The organism is Poseidonibacter lekithochrous (assembly GCF_013283835.1).
In the GTDB taxonomy this organism is placed as follows: Bacteria; Campylobacterota; Campylobacteria; order Campylobacterales; family Arcobacteraceae; genus Poseidonibacter; species Poseidonibacter lekithochrous.
The window spans coordinates 976,338-995,802 of the sequence record NZ_CP054052.1; the positions used below are offsets into that span (position 1 = coordinate 976,338).

The following is a 19,465-nucleotide window of genomic DNA, read 5'->3' on the forward strand; positions in this document are numbered from 1 at the left end:
AAATATTAGTAAGTTGATTGGTTGTAAATAACAAAGTTATTAGCTAAGTCTTTAAGCTCTGATTTAATAGAAGCTTGTAACTCAGTGTTTTCAATATCATCTAATACATCACAAATTTTATTTGCAATTAATTCGAATTCTTTCTCACCCATTCCTCTTGCTGTTAATGCAGGAGATCCAATTCTAACACCTGATGTTACAAATGGAGATCTTGTTTCACCTGGTACTGTGTTTTTATTTACAGTAATACCAGCATTTTGTAATGCAGCATCTGCATCTTTTCCTGAGAATTCTTTATTTAAGAATGATACTAAGATTAAGTGATTATCTGTTCCATCAGAAACAACATCATATCCTCTTGCCATTAATACTTCTGCTAATTTAGATGCATTTGCTTTTACTTGTACTGCATATGCTTTCCATTCAGGAGCTAAAATCTCTTTAAATGCTACTGCTTTTGCTGCCATTACGTGAACTAATGGTCCACCTTGTAATCCTGGGAAGATTGCAGAGTTAAGTTTCTTAGCAATATCTTCATCATTACACATAATCATTCCACCTCTTGGACCTCTTAAAGTCTTATGAGTTGTAGTTGTAACTACATCTGCGTAAGGGAATGGAGATTGGTGCTCGTCTGCTGCTACAAGTCCTGCAATGTGTGCGATATCAGCAAATAAAATTGCTCCAACTGCATCTGCGATTTCTCTAAATTTAGCGAAATCAATTTCTCTTGCGTATGCTGAAGCACCACAAACAATAATTTTTGGTTGAACTGTTTTAGCAATTTCCATTACTTTTTCATAGTTAATTCTACCATCTAATTCTACACCATAGTAAAATGCAGAGTAGTTTTTACCTGAGAATGATGGTTTAGAACCATGAGTTAAGTGACCACCGTGAGATAAATCCATACCTAAGATTTTATCACCAGCTTTTAATAATGCTGCATATACTGCACCATTTGCTTGAGAACCTGAATGAGGTTGTACATTTGCATATGAACATCCAAAGATTTCACAAGCTCTATCAATAGCTAATTGCTCAGCTGCATCTGCGAATTCACATCCACCATAATATCTTTTGTATGGGTAACCTTCTGCATATTTGTTAGTAAATACTGAACCCATTGCTTCCATAACTGCTGGTGAAGTAAAGTTTTCACTTGCAATCATTTCTAAGTGTGTTGTTTGTCTATCTAATTCTGCTTCTACGATATCGAATATCTCTTTATCTGCTGACTCTAAATTTGCGCTTGATATATAACTCATGTTTCTTACTCCTTAGATTTTTTTGTTTGTCTAGCGAATTATTTTTCGCTAGATTCTTCATCATCATGAAGATTGATTTCATTTTTAATTGGTTTCATTGCTGGGAATAATAATACATCTCTAATTGAGTGCTCATTTGTAAGCATCATTACTAATCTATCAATACCAATTCCTTGACCAGCACAAGGTGCCATACCATATGATAATGCATTTACGAAGTCTTCATCCATTTCATGAGCTTCATCATCACCACCTGATTCTTTAGCTGCCATTTGACCTTCAAATCTTTCTAATTGATCTAATGGATCATTAAGCTCAGAGAATGCATTTGCAATTTCTTTTCCTGCAATGAATAACTCAAATCTATCAGTTAAATGAGGTTTATCATCACTTCTTCTAGCAAGTGGAGAAATCTCAACTGGGTATTCTGTAATAAATGTAGGGTTAATTAATTTGTCTTCAACATATTCATCAAATAATTCACCTTGTAATTGACCTAAATTCATTTTTTCATTTACATCTACATTTGCAGCTTTTAAATATGCAATAATTTTATCTTTATCTTCTGTAATATCAGCTGGAACTCCACCAATAGTTGTTAAAGATTCAATTAATGGAACTTCGCTGAATTGTGTAAAGTCAACTTCTAAATCTCCATATGGTAATGTAGTAGGTAAGTCTAAATGTTCAAATAAATATTCAAAATATTCTTTTGTTAAAACAATTAAATCTTTATATGTTTTATAAGCCCAATAGAACTCAATTGAAGTGAACTCAGGATTGTGTGTTGCATCCATTCCTTCATTTCTAAAACATCTATTGATTTCAAATACTGCTTCAAATCCACCAACGATACATCTTTTTAAATATAATTCAGGTGCAATTCTTAAGAATCTATCAACACCTAAAGCATTATGATGAGTTGTAAATGGTTTAGCATTTGCTCCTCCTGCAATTGGGTGCATCATTGGAGTTTCAACTTCTAAGAAACCTTTGTCTTCAAAGAATCTTCTAGTTAAAGAAACAACTTTAGATCTCACATGGAATGTTTTTCGAACTTCTGAGTTCATAATTAAGTCTAAGTATCTTTGTCTATATCTTAACTCTTTATCTTGGATACCATGGTATTTCTCAGGTAGTGGAGAAATTGATTTTGTAAGAATTTTTAAACCATCAACATGTAAAGATAATTCACCTTTACCTGTTACAAATGGATATCCTGATACTTCAATAATATCTCCAACTTCTACAGTTTTCTTGAAGATGTTATTATAGAAACCTTCTGGAAGATTATCTCTTGATACATAAATTTGTAAGATACCTGATTCATCTTCAATTTTTAAGAAAGATGCTTTTCCCATAAGTCTGAAGAATTTAATTCTTCCTGCAACTGTATAGTTTCTATTTTCATCTCTTTTATCTTCAGTTTGAAAGATATCACTATTAACATTTAAATATTTTGAAATTGTTGTATTTCTTGTACTATCGTTTGAATAAGGATTAACCCCTAACTCTCTTAATTTATCAGCTTTTTCTATTCTTTGTTGTATATATTTATTTTCGAACAATATATATTTCCTTCTATTTATTAATTATTTTCTTCTTTGTTTGCTATGCTTTGTAATTTCTCTTTTACAGTATCAATTTGTTCTTGCGTAGCTTTTTTTGTGTTTTGTATTGATTCTTCTACTTGTTTTACTACTTCTTCTTGAATAGACTCTTTTACATCATTTACAGTTTCATTAACTGAATTTTCAATGTCTTTTTTTGTTTCATCTATTGTTGAATCAATTTTTTCTGACGTTGTTTTTTCATCTTTATTTGTAGCTTTTTTTGTTGTATCAACAACTGTATCAACTGCTGATCCCACAGAATCTGTAATTACAGATGTATCTAACTTGATAATAAATGAACCTACACTAATTAAGTGTGGCATTACAAATGAACCTGCTGTTTTATTATCAATAGCTTTTTTAAACGATTCAACTTGGTATAAAGCATAAGCAATAACTGAAAAAATTAAAAATACTTTTGCTGCTCCAAATAGGAATCCAAAAATTCTATCAACTAAACCTAATCCACTTGCCGAGAATATTTTACTTACGATTACACCTAATACATAAACAATTGCCCAGAAGCCAACTAGTGCTATAATAAATCCAATTAATTTAATTGTTGTTTGATTCTCTAAAGCTAAAAAAGGCGCGATTAAATTCCCAATATCACCTGAAATTCTAGATGCTACAAATATTGCACCAATGATTCCAATAATTCCAAAAATTTCTTTGATAAGTCCCCTAAAAAGACCTTTAAGTCCTAAAACTAAAGTAATACCAAGTACTACCATATCAAAAATAGTAAACTCTTGCATAGATTTCCTTTACATAATATGCGATAGTATATCTAATTTTTTCAAAATAAAAGTTTAAAAAAGTTTTGTCTTAAATTTAAACTTTTTTAGATAAAATCACAAGATGATAAAAAGATACCCAACAAAACAAATATTCGTAGGAAATGTTCCTGTTGGAGGTGACGCTCCAATCCCCGTACAATCAATGTGTTTTACAAAAACATCAGACATTGATGCAACAGTTGAACAAATAAGGGCTTTACACTTTGCAGGTGCAGATATTGTAAGACTTGCTGTTCCAAATAAAGAAGCAGCACTTGCATTAAAAGAGATTAAAAAACAAGTAGATTTACCAATTGTAGCTGATATTCATTTTCACCATAAGTTAGCACTTATTGCTGCTGAATCTGTGGATTGTATTAGAATTAATCCAGGAAATATTGGTGATAAAAAAAGAGTACAAGAAGTTGTAAAAGCTTGTCAACAAAGAAATTTACCAATTAGAATTGGTGTAAATTCTGGATCTTTAGAAAAACAATTTGAAGATAAATATGGTCAAACTCCGGAAGGTATGGTTGCTTCTGCAGATTATAATATTAAATACTTAGAAGATTTAGGTTTTACAGATTTAAAAGTATCACTAAAAGCTTCTGATGTTCAAAGAACAGTTCAAGCTTATAGAACTTTAAGACCTATGAATAATTATGCATTTCATTTAGGTGTTACTGAAGCTGGAACAGAGTTCCATTCGACTATTAAATCTTCAATTGCTTTAGGTTCATTATTACTTGATGGTATTGGTGATACTTTAAGAGTTTCTATGACAGGAGCTTTAGAAAAAGAGATTGAAGTAGGAAAAGCAATTTTAAAAGATGTTGGAATTGTAAAAGAGGGATTAAATATTGTTTCTTGTCCTACATGTGGAAGAATTGAAGCTGATTTAGTTTCTGCTGTTGCAGAAGTTGAAAAAAGAACTGCACATATTAAAACACCTCTAGACGTGTCTGTTATGGGATGTGTTGTAAATGCAATTGGGGAAGCGAAATCTGCTGATGTTGCTATTGCATTTGGTAAGGGATCTGGTTTAGTTATGAAAAAAGGTGAAATTATTGCAAAACTTTCTGGAGATGCTTTAATCAATAGATTTATTGAAGAAGTTGAAGACGAAGTTGAAAAAAGAAAATAATGGATAGTGTATATAGTATAAATATAGAACGAGCTGTACTAAGTTCTGTTCTATTTAATCCAGAAGAACTAGAAGAAATATTAGGTGTTTTAAAACCTAAGGACTTCTATTTACCTGCACATCAAAAAATTTATGAAGTAATGATGAATCTTCATGGCGAAGATATGCCTATTGATGAAGAATTTATTAGAAAAAGACTTGATAATAAAGAAGTTGACGATTCAATTTTAATTGAGATTTTATCTGCAAATCCTATTACTAATACAATTGCTTATGTAAAAGAAATAAAAGATGGTTCAGTAAAAAGAGAACTTGCAACACTAGCAACTACTATTAAAAAAGTTGCAATTGAAGATGAAGTAACTGCCAATGATGCACTTGACACTATTCAAGGTGAACTTTATAAAATTTCAACTGATAGTGCTACTTCTGAATTAAAAGATATGCATGTAATTACAGGGGATACTCTTTCTTATATTGAAAGAATGAAAAAACTTGGTAATAAACATCTTATTGGAGAAACTACTGGATTTGAAGCCTTAGATAGAAGAACAACTGGATTTAATGAAGGGGATTTAATTATTATTGCTGCACGTCCAGCTATGGGTAAAACTGCATTAGTATTAAACATGGCTCTTAAAAATGTTGAATCAAATAAAGGTGTTATTTTCTTCTCACTGGAAATGCCAGCAGAACAATTAATGTTAAGAATGCTTGCTGCAAAAACTTCTATTCCTTTACAGAATTTAAGAAAAGGTGATATGGATGACTCTCAATGGTCTCATTTAACTGGGGCTTTTGATGATTTAAACCAAAAGAAACTTTTTGTGGATGATGGTGGATCAATTAATATTAACCAATTAAGAGCAAGGGTTAGAAAACTAGCTCAAAATGAAGATAATAATATTAAATTAGTAATTATCGATTACCTTCAACTAATGCAAGGAACTGGAAATAAAGATAGACACCAAGAGGTATCTGATATTTCAAGGGGTCTTAAGATGCTTGCAAGGGAGATGAAAATTCCTATAATTGCACTATCTCAGTTAAACAGGGGATTAGAGAATAGACCTGATAAAAGACCAATGCTTTCAGATTTAAGAGAATCTGGAGCCATTGAGCAGGATGCGGATATTATTATGTTTGTATATAGAGATGATGTATATAAAGAAAGAGATGAAGCCAGAAAAGAAAAAGAAGCTAAAGATAAAGGTGAAGAGTATAAATCTTCATTTGTTAATAAACCTGTTGAAGAAGCTGAAGTTATTATTGGTAAACAAAGAAATGGTCCTATAGGTACTGTAAAACTTGATTTCCAAAAAGAGCTTACAAGATTTATTGATAAAGAGAATGATATGGGTGGAGGATCTGCTCCTATTGAAACAGTTTTTGAAAATATAGCTGATATTGAAAAAGAAACTCAAATCGATATGCCAGATATTATTTAGTTAAGATAATTTTAAATATTATTAATTAAGCTTTAATTAAAGAAGAGATAAATATAATCTAATATATTATTAAAAATTGGATTATATTTATGAAAAAAGCATTTACACTACTTGAACTTATTTTTGCAATACTTATTCTTGGAATTATTGCATCCTACGCTGTACCAAAATTCTTACACACAAAAGATTCCGCATTGTCTGGTACAATTAAAAGAGATATTATTTCTGCTCAAACAGCAATTCAGTCTTATACATTATTGAATAAAGAAATAGAAAATATTGATGATGCTATTACCTTAAATAGTAATAATTGGGAATTAGAAACTTCATTAAAAGCGACTTTTAAAGATCATGGCAAGGACTGTATTACTATTTCGGTAATTAGTGAAGATGGCGCTAAATATTTTGATGTAAAGATTACTGATAATAGTGGTGCTGTATGTACAAAATTAAGAGATTCTGAAAAGATAATTAATACAAAATACTTTTTATATTAATTATTCTTCTTTTCTTATTCTTAAAAAAGATGCAAATTTTGGTTTTTTGTATTTTGTTAATCCATAATATTTAAAAGTAACTATATCTCCAATTTTTGGATGATTTATTTTTTCTTTATTTGAAAAACCTCCACCTAAATTAAATATTATATTATTACTAAGTTGTATTTTTAAACTTTTAAATGTATTATTTATATTATAGTTAATAGCTATTACTTTACCTTCCATATCTTTGAATTTTTTTACTTTCAGTATATTTTTATTTCTACCTGTAAAGTAAGATATATCAGGGTTTTTGATTATTATTCCTTCAGCTTTTTTATCTAGTAGAATTTTTAAATATGTGTTAAGATGTTTTTTGTTTTTGCACTTTATTTGATTAATAACTCTAATATTTGTATTTTTATTAGTTTTAATCCAATCTTTTAATGCAGTTATTCTTTGATTGAAATTTCCTTTCTGATTTGGAACTTCAAAAATATTATATGTTATTTCTTCCCATTTTTTTGTTGGAGTTTTATCTAGTACTATACTTTGAATATTTTCAAAATCATTTCTTTTAGTCCATAATTCTCCGTCTAAATGAAAAATAGGATAATTCTTAATTAGTTCTTTAGGTATATAAATTTTATTACCATTTTTTGTAAGTAATTCTTTTCCATTCCAATACGCTCTTATTCCATCAAGCTTTTCACTCATTAACCAGTTTTGGATATTGTGTTCATTTTTGTTGTAGACTTTTGGCTTTTGAATATCTAAAGCTAATGAGTTAATAAATAAAATTGAGAATATAATTGAAAATTTAATATAAATCCTTTGTATAACAAAATAAATTATTATACTTTTTATTGTATTACAATTAGTTTATAGTATTTAAAGTGTTTAATTATATTTTTATGATAACATATCTCAAAAATTCACAAGGGAAATAAATGAGGGTTATATATAGTTTATTACTAATTTGTAGTCTTGCTTTTTCAGCAACTTTAACTCCATCGCAAATGCAATTAGCAAAAAGTGCAGGTTTTAGTGATGCGGATATAAAAAAAGGTTTAAATAAGAACTCAAAAAAAGAGTCAATAGATATCGGGAAAAAACAAGTTGTAAGAAATGACGTAAAAAAAATAACTGAGACTAAAAAAAATATTGAAGAAGGTACACGTATAAAAAGATATGGTTCATTGTTTTTTAATAACAAAAACAAATTAGATCCATATTCTGTTCCAACACCAAATAATTACAATATTAATTATGGAGATAAATTATCACTTAAAATTTATGGTGCAAAAAATGAATCATTCGAATTAGAAGTTGATAAAAATGGTAATATTAATATCCCTCAAGTAAGTGAATTAAAAATAATAGGACTACAGTATAAAGATATACAAAAACTTGTAATGGATGAAGTGAAAAAAGCTTATCCTAATAGCACAAATATTTTATTAAATATTTCTGAATTTACTTCTATTCAAGTAACTATTACAGGACTTGTGAATGCTCCTGGATTATATAACCTTTCTTCATTTTCTACAATTAAAGATGCTTTAATAACTAGTGGTGGAATATTAAAAAATGGTTCTTATAGAAATATTTATCTAAAAAGAGCTGGTAAAACTTATAAAACTTTTGATTTATACTCACTGATTAGATATGGAAATACTAATATTGATACTGTATTAAAATCTGGTGATGTAATTTTGGTTAAGCCAATTAATAAAGAGATTAAATTAACAGGTGAGGTTAATTACAATGCTTTATTTGAATTAAAAAATGGTGAAAATTTTAGAGATTTATTGAATTTTGCAGCTGGATTTAACCCTAAGGCTAATAAAAATGCAATAAAACTAAAAAGATATGAAAATAATTCAATTGAAGTATATACTCTAAGTAAAGATGAATTGTATAAATATACTCCCAAAAGTGGAGATGAAATTCATATATATCCTACAAGTGAACTTTCTGCTAAGCTAGTGAAGATTGTAGGTAATGTAATAGTACCTAGTGAAAAATCAATCCCAGGTGATAATAAATTATCGACTTTATTAAAAAATGAATTAAAACAGTTTGGTAAAAATGGTTATTTTTTAAATGATACAAATTATGAATTTGCTGTTGTAAAAAATGACAATAACTTACAAGGTTTTAATATTGACAATGTTTTAAATAAGAAAGAAGATATAGACTTAAAAATTGGTGATGTTATTACAATTTTTAAAAATTCAGAATTCAAAGAAAAACCATATGTATATGCAAACGGTGAAGTTGTAAATGATAAAAAAAGAAAATATGATTTTTCTGATGGAATGACTATTTCAAACTTATTTGATATGGTAGGTTTTAATAGTGAAATAATTGAAAAAGATTCTAACTTTAGAACAACACTAAATGTAGATAAAAGCAAAGTTCAGATTACTAGATATGAAAACAATAGTAAAACTACATTTCTTGTAAACACTAATACAAATAAAAATTTTAAGCTAAAAAAATATGATGAAGTGAAATTCTTTGATTTTTCAAAAGTTAATGATGAAATGAAAGTAAGTATTAAAGGTGAAGTATTTATTCCTGGTAGTTATAATATTAATGAAAATACAACTATCAATGATATTGTAAATATTTCAGGTGGATTAACAAAAAAAGCTTTAATGGCTAGGTTTGAAATAAGCAGATATTATACTGAAGGGAATGAGAGAAAAAGAAAAGTTCTTGCTTTAGATATGAATAAAGCATTAAATTTAAAAATTAAAATTTTTGAAGATGACGAAATTACAATTTTCCCAATAGCTAATTGGAATGAAAAAATGTATGTAGAACTAAAAGGTTTAGTTCGATATCCAGGAAAGTATGCAATTGAACAAGGTGAAAAACTGTCAAGTGTTATTTTACGTGCGGGTGGTTTTCTTCAAAACTCCTTTGTTGAGGGTGCAGTATTTACAAGAGAAGAGATCAGATTACTTCAAGAAAAAAGATTAGAAGAATCTCTTGATAGACTAAATGATCAAATTGTAAAATCTTCAGCTGATGCTCAAGGATTAGGTGAAGAAAAAGATGGCGCTGTAAAAAAACTTCAAGCAGTTAAACAGCTAGAAAAACAAGCTAAAGCAAATAGACCAATTGGTAGAGTATCTTTAAATTTATATTATGATTTAAATAGATTTATGAATTCAACTTACGATTTAGTATTAAAAGATAAAGATATATTATATATTCCCTCTATTAATGATACTGTATCAGTTGTAGGTGAAGTTCTAAATCAAAATACTTTTGTTTATGATAGTGAGTTAGATACAGATGATTATTTATCAAAAGCTGGTGGTATTACCGATCTTGCACATGAAGAGTATATTTATATTGTTAAAGCAAATGGTGAAACACAAAAATATGAATCAAATTACTTTTGGGGTAATGATAAAAAAATGTTTAAAGGTGATACTATAGTAGTACCTATGCAGTTTGATAGTATGTCTGATATAAAATTTGCAAAGGATGTATCTCAAATACTTTACCAATTTGCTATTACAGCTGCTTCTCTTAAAACTGTAGGTGGTATCTAATGGTAGAAAATAAGAATAATTTAAGATATGTAGAAGAAGATGAAATAGACTTAAAAGAGTTGTTTAATACTATTTTAAAATACAAATATAAAATAGCTCTGTTCGTTTCTTTTATAACTATTCTTACTTTTATTTATACTCTGAGTATTCCTAACTTGTATAAGTCTGAGATTGTTTTATCTCCTCAGGAGAGTCAAAAAAGTGTAGGGGGTGGTCTATCTTCTCTTGCTTCTTTAGCTGGAGTTAGCTTAGGTGGAGGTAGTTCTAAAGATCCCTTTATTATGATGAAGACAACACTAAATGATTACTTATTTAATGAAAAGGTAATAAAAAAATATAATTTAATAGAAAAATTAGAGACTAAAAAAAATTTAGTTTTTGCACTTAATATTGATTCTATTTATAATATGTTTAACTCAAAAAGTCAAAAAACTGAAGATAAAAGATCCGAAAAAGAAAAAATATTTTCAACAATTAATAGTATAAAATCAATTTTGAGTATAGCAAGTGATAAAAAAAGTTCTCTTATTATAATCAAGGCTGAATTAGTAGATAGATATATGGCCAAAGAATTAGTAGATATATACCTAACAGAGATTATTAATAAAATTAAACTTGAAGATATGAAAGAAATAGATGCTCAAATTAAGTATTATAATAAAGAATTATCATCTACATATGATGTTTCACTAAAAGAACAATTAAGTAAATCTTTATCAGGTTTATACCAAAAAAAGGTATTCTCTCAAGCTAATGACTACTATTTTGTATCAAAAGTGGTAGATAGCAGAGTTTCGTATATCAAAGAAAAAACTAAACCAAAAAGAGCTTTAATATTAATAGTGTCTTTTATGACTTCTATTTTTCTAGCTATATTTATAGTTTTTTTCTTAGAGTTTTTAAGAAGTGATAAAGAAAATGAAACTAAAAACTCTTAGTTTTTTATCACTATTTGTTTTTTGTGATTTATATGCACAAAAAGCGGATAATTTATCTGCCGCATATAATGGTAATACAGGTGTTTTCGAAACACCAAATGCAAGAATTTTAGATGATTGGTCTATGAGATTTTTTTTAAATATAGATAAACCTTATAGATATTATGGTGTTGTTGCCACTCCTTTACCTTTTTTGGAAGCTAACTTTCATATGACAGAAGTAGATGGTATTGCTGGATTTTCAGATAGTGATGGCTATGGAAACTATAAAGATAAGTCTCTAGGAATTAAGATATTATTAAAAGAAGAGACAAAGTATACTCCCTCTGTGCTATTTGGTATTGATGATATGTGGGGTACAGCACTTTATACTTCTAAATATATAGCAATGTCTAAAAATATTAGTTATTTTGACATAACTTTTGGGTATGCTAAAGGTAGATTAGGTGGAGAAGATTTAAGAAAGTATACGGCAAATACAAATAATAGCGGTAGTTTCAATAATAACTCTATTACATTTTTAAAAGATAGAGACTGGGGTGGAGGTAAGCCTTTTGGAAGTATTGTTTTCAATCCTAGTCCAAAATTATCACTAATAGGTGAATATTCACCTATAAATTACTCAAAAGACAAAATTAATCCATTTTTAAATGGTAAACAATATGAGCTTCCTAAATCAAAATGGAATTATGGTCTAAAATATAAGTATAGCAAAAATACAATATTATCATTATCTTATCAAAGAGGTAATCAAATATCATTTGGTTACACATACCAGTTTAGTTTTGATAGAACGGGGATGTTTGATCATTTAGCAGATTCAAAATGGAAAGCAGATAAAAAGAAAAAAAGTGAATATAAAAATATAAGCACAAAACAATTATCAGAAAAACTATCAAATGAAGTAGCTGCAGAAAAGTTCAAAAATGTAAAAACAGCGGTTCATGATAATAAAATATGGTCGGAAATTAATAACTCAAGATACAACAATGACTTACAAGCAGTAGGTAGAGCAATATCTACTATAGATGAAGTCGCTCCAAAGAATTATGATACTATTTATTTGACACTCAAAGACAAAGAACTGCCTCTTAAGACATTTAAAGTTAATAGAGTTGAATTTGATATGTATGAAAATGAGAAACTTAGTGATAATTATATGCAAAATGCACTTATTATTACTGACAATATAGAAAAATCTTATGATGAATTCTCTAATAAAAAAGATGTATTTAAAACAAAATCTTACAATGATAATAGATTTAATTTTGACCTAGCTCCAAAAGTTAGAACAATACTAAATCATAAAGATAAACCTTTTGCTATGAAATTAGCATTAAGAGCTACAAGTTCGTATGCTATTAGTGAATATCTTAACCTTAATGCTGCTCTTGAGCACCCCTTTTATAATAGTGGAAAAGACTTGACAAGTGAACCATTGGAAGATGAACGACTCTCATTACGTAGTAATGTAACTGATCATTTTATTTACAATGAAACACAATTACCATATTTAAGTACTACTTTTAGTAGTCGATTACCTTTTAACTCTTTTTTTAAAACAGAGTTAGGATATTTAGAATATGCATTTGCAGGCATTGATCTAGAATGGTATAAACCATTGCTAGAAGAAACATTTGGTGTTGGATTACAATATCAAAACGTATACAAACGTAAAATTGATGGCATGATAAAAGTAAATAAAGACTATAGTTATGATGCTAAATTCCTGAATTTATATGCATTGATAAGTCCTAAATATGATATTCATATGGGACTGAAAATTGGCCAGTTCTTAGCTGGAGATAAAGGTGTTAAGTTAGATCTTTCAAGGCATTATAAAAACTTTACTATTGGATTATATGCTACGTATACTAATTCAAAAGAAGTATTTAAAAATGAAGAAAATCAAGGTTATATTGATAAAGGTGCATATTTAAAAGTTCCTTTAGAAGTGTTTACTTATAAAAATGTAAAAAAAAGATTAACATATGGTTTAAGTCCTTGGACAAGAGATGTTGGTCAATATGCTAGAACATTGAACAGTTTACATCCTATGAATAATAGTGAAAATAATACACAGATACAAAAAAAATATATTCAAAATTTAAAAAAATAATTTGGAACTAATAAAATTTATATTATTTATAGTATAATAAAGCAAAAATTAACAAGGAATTAAAATGAAAAAATTATTATCAATTGTTTTCGCTACGTCTTTAATGGTTACTAGTGCATTAGCACAAACTGGAGCAGGTGCTGGAGCAGCAGGTTCTGCATCAGGTGCAGGTGCAGGTGCTGCAGGTGCAGGTGCTGCAGGAGCAGGTGCAGGAGCAGCAGGAGCAGCAGGAGCAGCAGGAGTAGCTGGTGGTATTTCTGCAGGTATGGCAGCAGCAGCAGCAGCAGCAGCAGGTGTGGCAGCAGCAGCTGCAGCAGACAGTAGTTCTAATTCTACTACTTCTCACCACTAATCTTATAACATGGAAGAAAAAATTTCTTTCATGTTTTCTTTCTTTAAAATCACTCTTATTAAAAACTAGATATAATTTCCAATTAAAAACTATTAGATTGGAGAACAAACAAATTGAAAATAGCAATAGCAGGGACAGGTTACGTCGGCTTATCAAATGGAATATTACTTTCTCAAAATAATGAAGTAATAGCGTTAGATATTATTCCAGAAAAAGTAGAGCTAATAAATCAAAAGAAATCTCCAATAGAAGATAAAGAGATAGAAGAATACTTATCTACTAAAGAGCTAAATTTCAAAGCAACACTAAATAAAAAAGAAGCATATACAAATGCAGAATTCATTATCATAGCAACTCCAACTGATTATGATCCCGAAACAAACTATTTTAATACGAAATCAATAGAATATGTAATATCAGATGTACTTGAAATAAATCCAAATGCAACAATGGTAATAAAAAGTACAATACCGGTAGGATATACAAAAGAATTAAAAAAGAAATTTAATACAGAAAATATAATTTTTTCACCAGAATTCTTAAGAGAAGGGAAAGCACTATTTGATAACTTATACCCATCTAGAATAATTGTAGGTGAAAAATCAAAAAGAGCTCAAACTTTTGCAAATTTATTAGCAGAAGGTGCAATTAAAGAAAATATTGATATTCTTTTCACAGATTCAACAGAAGCCGAAGCTGTAAAGCTGTTCTCGAATACATATCTTGCTATGCGAGTATCATACTTTAATGAATTAGACTCTTATGCTCAATCACATGGACTTGATACAAAACAAATAATTGAAGGAGTAGGACTAGATCCAAGAATAGGAAGTCATTATAATAATCCTAGCTTTGGATATGGTGGATATTGCCTACCAAAAGATACAAAACAATTAAAAGCAAATTATCAGGATATCCCAAACTCATTAATCTCTGCAATTGTAGATGCTAATTCTACTAGAAAAGATTTCATAGCAGACTCAATTATTTCTAAAAAACCGAAGATTGTAGGTGTGTATAGATTAGTGATGAAAGAAGGAAGTGATAACTTTAGATCTTCAGCAATACAAGGTATTATGAAAAGAATTAAAGCTAAAGGTATAGAAGTAGTAGTATATGAACCAGTATTTGAAGAAGAAGAGTTTTTTAACTCAAGAGTAATAAAAGACATCGACGAATTTAAATCAATATCAGATGTAATAGTAGCAAATAGAATATCAGAAAATATAAAAGATGTAGAAGAAAAAATATATACTAGAGATATTTTTAACTCTGATTCCTGATTGATTATTATAAAAATTATTTTAATAACATACAAAGTTTGAAATGGCTAAAATACTGCCGATAATAAAAAGAAAATTATCAAAAGGATATGATTAATTATGATAAAAAAATGTTTATTTCCAGCTGCTGGGTATGGTACTAGATTTTTGCCAGCTACTAAAGCTACTCCAAAAGAGATGTTACCAGTACTTACTAAGCCACTTATTCAATATGGTGTTGAAGAGGCTTTATCAGCTAATATTGACACTATGGCAATAGTTACAGGCAGAGGGAAAAGGGCAATTGAGGATCATTTTGATATATCTTATGAATTAGAACATCAAATCAAAGGTACTAGTAAAGAACACTATCTTACCGAAATAAGGGATGTTATTACTAAATGTACCTTTTCATATACTAGACAAATAGAGATGAAAGGTCTAGGTCATGCAATATTATGCGGTGAAACACTAATAGGTAATGAACCTTTTGCTGTAATACTTGCTGATGACCTATGTGATAATACCTGTAATGAAGGTGGAGTACTATCCCAGATGGTAAAGCTATATGAAAAATATAAATGTTCAATAGTAGCAATAGAAGAAGTACCAAAAGATGAAACCCAAAAGTATGGAGTAATAGCAGGTACTCTTGAAGAAGAAGGTGTATATAAAGTATTTGATATGGTAGAAAAACCAGATCCAAAAAATACACCATCAAATCTAGCTATTATAGGAAGATATATTTTAACCCCTGATATTTTCGATATCTTAAAAGCTACAAAACCAGGAAAAGGTGGAGAGATTCAAATTACAGATGCCTTACTTGAGCAATCAAAACAAGGAAAAGTAATGGCATACAAATTTAAAGGTGATAGATTTGACTGTGGTAGTATAGATGGTTTTGTAAAAGCTACAAACTATTTTTATGAAAAAGAGAGTAATATATAGTATGTATTACAATAAGAACTTCTATCAAATTAAATCAAATAATGAGATATTTGACAAAATAGTAGAAGAAAAAAGTAGTGTTGGATATTATAAATTACCTTATCAAGATACTGTTTATATAAAAGAATTCTCAAAAACTGTAAAGCAAAAAGATATAGTAGTAGTTGGTATTGGTGGTAGTAGTCTGGGCACATACGCAATTCATCAGTTTTTGCAACATAAAGAAAATGATAAAAAACTTCATTTCCTAGAATCAACAGATCCATTAGATTTACAAAGAAGAATTAGTAAGATAGATTTAGAAGACGTACTTTTTATAATTATAAGTAAGTCAGGAACTACAATAGAAACAATAAGTATCTTAAAATATTTACACTGTATTACTAGAATTGACTCAAACAATACAGTATGTGTAACAGAAAATAATAGTAAATTAAATGATTTTGCAAAATCAAAAAACATAAAAACTTTTGAAATACCTAAAAATGTAGGTGGTCGATTCTCAGTATTCTCAAATGTAGGATTATTACCACTAGCTATTATGGGACTAGATATTGATAAACTGCTATCTGGATGTGCTGAAGTATCAAATAGCTTTTTTAATAAAAATGAGTATTTTGATACTTTGATGGAAAAAGCTAGATTTATTGTTGAAAATAAAAGTAGATTTAATATAAATGTACTTTTTTCATATTCCTCATCTTTAGAGGGATTTAATAAGTGGTATGTACAACTATGGGGTGAAAGTCTAGGCAAAATCAATATTAATGGTACAAAACAAGCTCTAACACCAATAGGATTGATAGGACCTGTCGATCAACACTCTTTTCTTCAGCTAATAATTGAAGGGAAAAGAGATAAAACAGTAACATTTATAAAAGTTGATGATTTTAAAAATGATATGAAAATACCTGAAATATCACTTGCTTACTTAGATGAATTAGATTATATAAATAATCTAGAATTTAAAGATCTAATAAATAAACAAGCGGATGCAACTATTAAAGCAATAGAAGATTTAGAAGATATCCCATGTGATACAATCATCTTAAAATCACAAGATGAACATAGTATTGGAAAACTTATGTTTTCATATGAATTATTAACTTCTATTGTTGGAAGTTTTGTGCAGATTAATTCATACGACCAACCAGGTGTTGAATCTGGTAAAATTATTTTAAAAAAAGTATTAAAAAAGAAAATTAAATGAAAAAAGTGCTAGTAGTGTTTGGAACAAGACCAGAAGCAATTAAAATGGCACCATTGGTTAAAGAGTTTGAAAAAGCTAAAGATATTGAATTAAAAGTATGTGTAACAGCACAACATAGAGAGATGTTAGATCAAGTTCTTGAAATGTTTGATATCACACCTGATTATGATTTAAATATTATGAAACCAGGACAAGACCTTTTTGATGTGACAGCTAATGTTCTTTTAGGCCTAAAAGATGTATTAAGTGATTTTAATCCTGATATTGTATTAGTTCATGGAGATACTACAACTACAAGTGCTAGTAGTTTAGCAGCATTTTATAATAAAATAAAAGTAGGACACGTGGAAGCAGGTCTTAGAACAGGTGATTTACATAGCCCCTGGCCAGAAGAAGCAAATAGACAAATAACTGGAGTATTAGCTAACTATCATTTTGTACCAACAACTACAAGTCAAAAAAATCTCCTAAAAGAAAATAAAGAACCTAAAAATATTATAGTAACAGGTAATACAGTAATTGATGCATTATTTTTAGCTTTAAATAAGATTGAAAACAATAAAGAATTAAAAAGTACAATCTTAAAAAATATAAATAAACAATATAAAATAAATGAAGATAAAAAGCTTATCTTGGTAACAGGCCATAGGCGAGAAAACTTTGGGCAAGGATTTATTAATATTTGTGAATCTTTAAATACTCTTGCCTTAGATAATCCTGATATAGATATTGTATATCCAGTACATTTAAATCCAAATGTACAAAAGCCAGTAAAAGAATTATTGTCTAATACTACAAATATTTATCTAATAGAGCCATTACAATATGAAAGTTTTATTTATATGATGAATAAATCTTATTTTATTATAACTGATTCAGGTGGAGTTCAAGAAGAAGCTCCAAGTTTAGGTAAACCTGTACTTGTGATGAGAAATACAACTGAAAGACCTGAAGCAGTTGAATCTGGGACTGTAAAGTTAGTTGGAACAAATTCAATATCTATTGTAAATGAAGCTCAAAAGCTTTTAGATAATGAAGTTGAATATGAAAGAATGAGTAAATCACATAACCCTTATGGTGATGGTAAAGCTTGTCAAAGAATTGTAGAATTTATTAAGGAAAGTAAATAATGAATAAAAAAGTTTGTGTAATAGGTTTGGGTTACATTGGCCTGCCAACTGCAGCACTTCTAGCAAACAGAGGATATCAAATTCATGGAGTTGATGTCGTACAATCAACAGTTGATACTATAAATGCTGGAAACATACATATCGTGGAACCTGATCTTGATACTTTCGTAAGAGCTGCTGTAAATAGTGGGAATTTGAAAGCGTCACTTACTCCTACTATTGCTGACGTATTTATTATCGCAGTTCCTACTCCTTTTCATAAAAACTATGTACCAAATGTAGATTATATTGTATCTGCAACAAAAGCGATAGCTCCATATGTAAAAGCTGAAGATATAGTAATTTTAGAATCTACTTCTCCAGTAGGTACTACTGAATTAGTAGAAAAAACACTTGAAGAAGAAGCTGTAGATACTTCAAAACTATATATAGCTCACTGTCCAGAGAGAGTACTTCCAGGACATATCATGAGAGAATTAGTTGAGAATGATAGAATAGTAGGTGGAACGACAAAAGAATCTACAGAAAAAACTGTAGAATTCTATAAAACTTTTGTATCAGGTGAAGTACTTTCAACAGATGCAAAGACTGCCGAGATGGCAAAACTTACTGAAAATTCATTTAGAGATACAAATATTGCTTTTGCAAATGAATTATCAATTTTATGTGATAAGTTTAATATTGATGTATGGGAATTGATTAAATTAACAAATAGGCACCCTAGGGTAAATGTACTACAACCAGGTGCTGGTGTAGGTGGACATTGTATTGCTGTGGACCCATGGTTTATTGTTCATGCCGGCGGAGCGGATGCTAAAATCATAAAAGCGGCAAGAGAAATCAATACTTATAAAACAGAATGGTCAATAGAAAAAATCAAAAATGTAGCACTTAGATTTGAAAAAAAGAATGGAAGAAAAGCAAAAGTTGCTTGTTTAGGTCTTGCATTTAAACCTGATATAGATGACTTAAGAGAATCACCTGCTTTATATATAGCACAAACTTTAAAAAATCATGATTTTAAGGTACTTACAGTAGAGCCAAATATAACTTCACATAAAGTTTTTGAGATAATTGATTTTGAAACTGCAATAAATGATGCTGATATTATAGTTTATCTAGTTGGGCATAAAGAGTTTAAAGGTATTAGAATATTTGGTAAAGAAGTGATAGATTTTTGTGGAATTAATAAATAAGGTA

At 28.9% G+C, this 19,465-nt stretch carries 16 protein-coding genes; 12 read left to right on the forward strand and 4 right to left on the reverse strand.

What is annotated here, in order from left to right; translation table 11 throughout:
- Positions 1 to 5: 5 nt before the first annotated feature.
- Genes ALEK_RS04795 through ALEK_RS04805 form a run of 3 tightly spaced genes read right to left on the reverse strand, consistent with a single transcriptional unit; the run spans position 6 to position 3,639 of the window.
- A complete protein-coding gene (locus ALEK_RS04795; protein ID WP_071628313.1) occupies positions 6 to 1,268 on the reverse strand; it encodes a serine hydroxymethyltransferase in 1,263 nt (420 codons plus the stop codon).
- Positions 1,269 to 1,306: 38 nt separating this feature from the next.
- Complete coding sequence (gene lysS, locus ALEK_RS04800; protein ID WP_071627117.1) at positions 1,307 to 2,839, reverse strand: lysine--tRNA ligase; 1,533 nt, start codon at positions 2,837 to 2,839, stop codon at positions 1,307 to 1,309.
- Between the two features lie 17 nt (positions 2,840 to 2,856).
- Entirely contained in the window at positions 2,857 to 3,639 is a 783-nt protein-coding gene (locus ALEK_RS04805) for a CvpA family protein (RefSeq protein WP_071627118.1), read from the reverse strand.
- A gap of 103 nt (positions 3,640 to 3,742) precedes the next feature.
- Between ALEK_RS04805 and ispG the strand changes: the two genes are divergently transcribed.
- The 3 genes from ispG (at position 3,743) to ALEK_RS04820 (ending at position 6,749) form a co-directional block, all read left to right on the forward strand.
- Positions 3,743 to 4,804, forward strand: a complete 1,062-nt coding sequence (gene ispG / locus ALEK_RS04810; RefSeq protein ID WP_071627119.1) for a flavodoxin-dependent (E)-4-hydroxy-3-methylbut-2-enyl-diphosphate synthase — start codon at positions 3,743 to 3,745, stop codon at positions 4,802 to 4,804.
- Entirely contained in the window at positions 4,804 to 6,252 is a 1,449-nt protein-coding gene (locus ALEK_RS04815) for a replicative DNA helicase (RefSeq protein ID WP_071627120.1), read from the forward strand. Before ispG ends, ALEK_RS04815 begins: the two co-directional genes overlap by 1 nt.
- 89 nt (positions 6,253 to 6,341) lie before the next feature.
- Positions 6,342 to 6,749 (forward strand): type II secretion system protein, encoded by a 408-nt coding sequence (locus tag ALEK_RS04820; protein WP_071627121.1) that lies wholly within the window; start codon positions 6,342 to 6,344, stop codon positions 6,747 to 6,749.
- Here the strand turns inward: ALEK_RS04820 and ALEK_RS04825 are convergent, their stop codons facing one another.
- A complete protein-coding gene (locus tag ALEK_RS04825) occupies positions 6,750 to 7,598 on the reverse strand; it encodes a DNA ligase (protein WP_306341348.1) in 849 nt (282 codons plus the stop codon).
- Positions 7,599 to 7,681: 83 nt separating this feature from the next.
- Between ALEK_RS04825 and ALEK_RS04830 the strand changes: the two genes are divergently transcribed.
- The 9 genes from ALEK_RS04830 to wecC all read left to right on the forward strand — a co-directional run bounded on the left by ALEK_RS04830 (position 7,682) and on the right by wecC (position 19,461).
- Positions 7,682 to 10,303, forward strand: a complete 2,622-nt coding sequence (locus tag ALEK_RS04830) for an SLBB domain-containing protein (RefSeq protein ID WP_071627123.1) — start codon at positions 7,682 to 7,684, stop codon at positions 10,301 to 10,303.
- The gene (locus ALEK_RS04835) at positions 10,303 to 11,241 is read left to right on the forward strand and encodes a Wzz/FepE/Etk N-terminal domain-containing protein (protein ID WP_071627124.1); all 939 of its coding nucleotides are present in this window, start codon (positions 10,303 to 10,305) and stop codon (positions 11,239 to 11,241) included. The genes ALEK_RS04830 and ALEK_RS04835 overlap by 1 nt, the downstream gene beginning before the upstream one ends.
- Positions 11,222 to 13,360, forward strand: coding sequence for a YjbH domain-containing protein (locus tag ALEK_RS04840; protein WP_071627125.1), 2,139 nt, complete (start codon positions 11,222 to 11,224; stop codon positions 13,358 to 13,360). The genes ALEK_RS04835 and ALEK_RS04840 overlap by 20 nt, the downstream gene beginning before the upstream one ends.
- 64 nt (positions 13,361 to 13,424) lie before the next feature.
- A complete protein-coding gene (locus ALEK_RS04845) occupies positions 13,425 to 13,712 on the forward strand; it encodes a hypothetical protein (protein ID WP_071627126.1) in 288 nt (95 codons plus the stop codon).
- Positions 13,713 to 13,825: 113 nt separating this feature from the next.
- On the forward strand, positions 13,826 to 14,995 hold the full coding sequence (locus ALEK_RS04850; protein WP_071627127.1) for a nucleotide sugar dehydrogenase: 1,170 nt from the start codon (positions 13,826 to 13,828) through the stop codon (positions 14,993 to 14,995).
- Between the two features lie 99 nt (positions 14,996 to 15,094).
- Complete coding sequence (galU, locus tag ALEK_RS04855; RefSeq protein ID WP_071627128.1) at positions 15,095 to 15,925, forward strand: UTP--glucose-1-phosphate uridylyltransferase GalU; 831 nt, start codon at positions 15,095 to 15,097, stop codon at positions 15,923 to 15,925.
- A 1-nt stretch (position 15,926) separates the two neighbouring features.
- A complete protein-coding gene (locus ALEK_RS04860; protein ID WP_071627129.1) occupies positions 15,927 to 17,135 on the forward strand; it encodes a glucose-6-phosphate isomerase in 1,209 nt (402 codons plus the stop codon).
- Entirely contained in the window at positions 17,132 to 18,265 is a 1,134-nt protein-coding gene (gene wecB / locus ALEK_RS04865) for a non-hydrolyzing UDP-N-acetylglucosamine 2-epimerase (protein ID WP_071627130.1), read from the forward strand. Before ALEK_RS04860 ends, wecB begins: the two co-directional genes overlap by 4 nt.
- Complete coding sequence (gene wecC, locus ALEK_RS04870) at positions 18,265 to 19,461, forward strand: UDP-N-acetyl-D-mannosamine dehydrogenase (RefSeq protein ID WP_071627131.1); 1,197 nt, start codon at positions 18,265 to 18,267, stop codon at positions 19,459 to 19,461. The genes wecB and wecC overlap by 1 nt, the downstream gene beginning before the upstream one ends.
- Positions 19,462 to 19,465 lie beyond the last annotated feature (4 nt).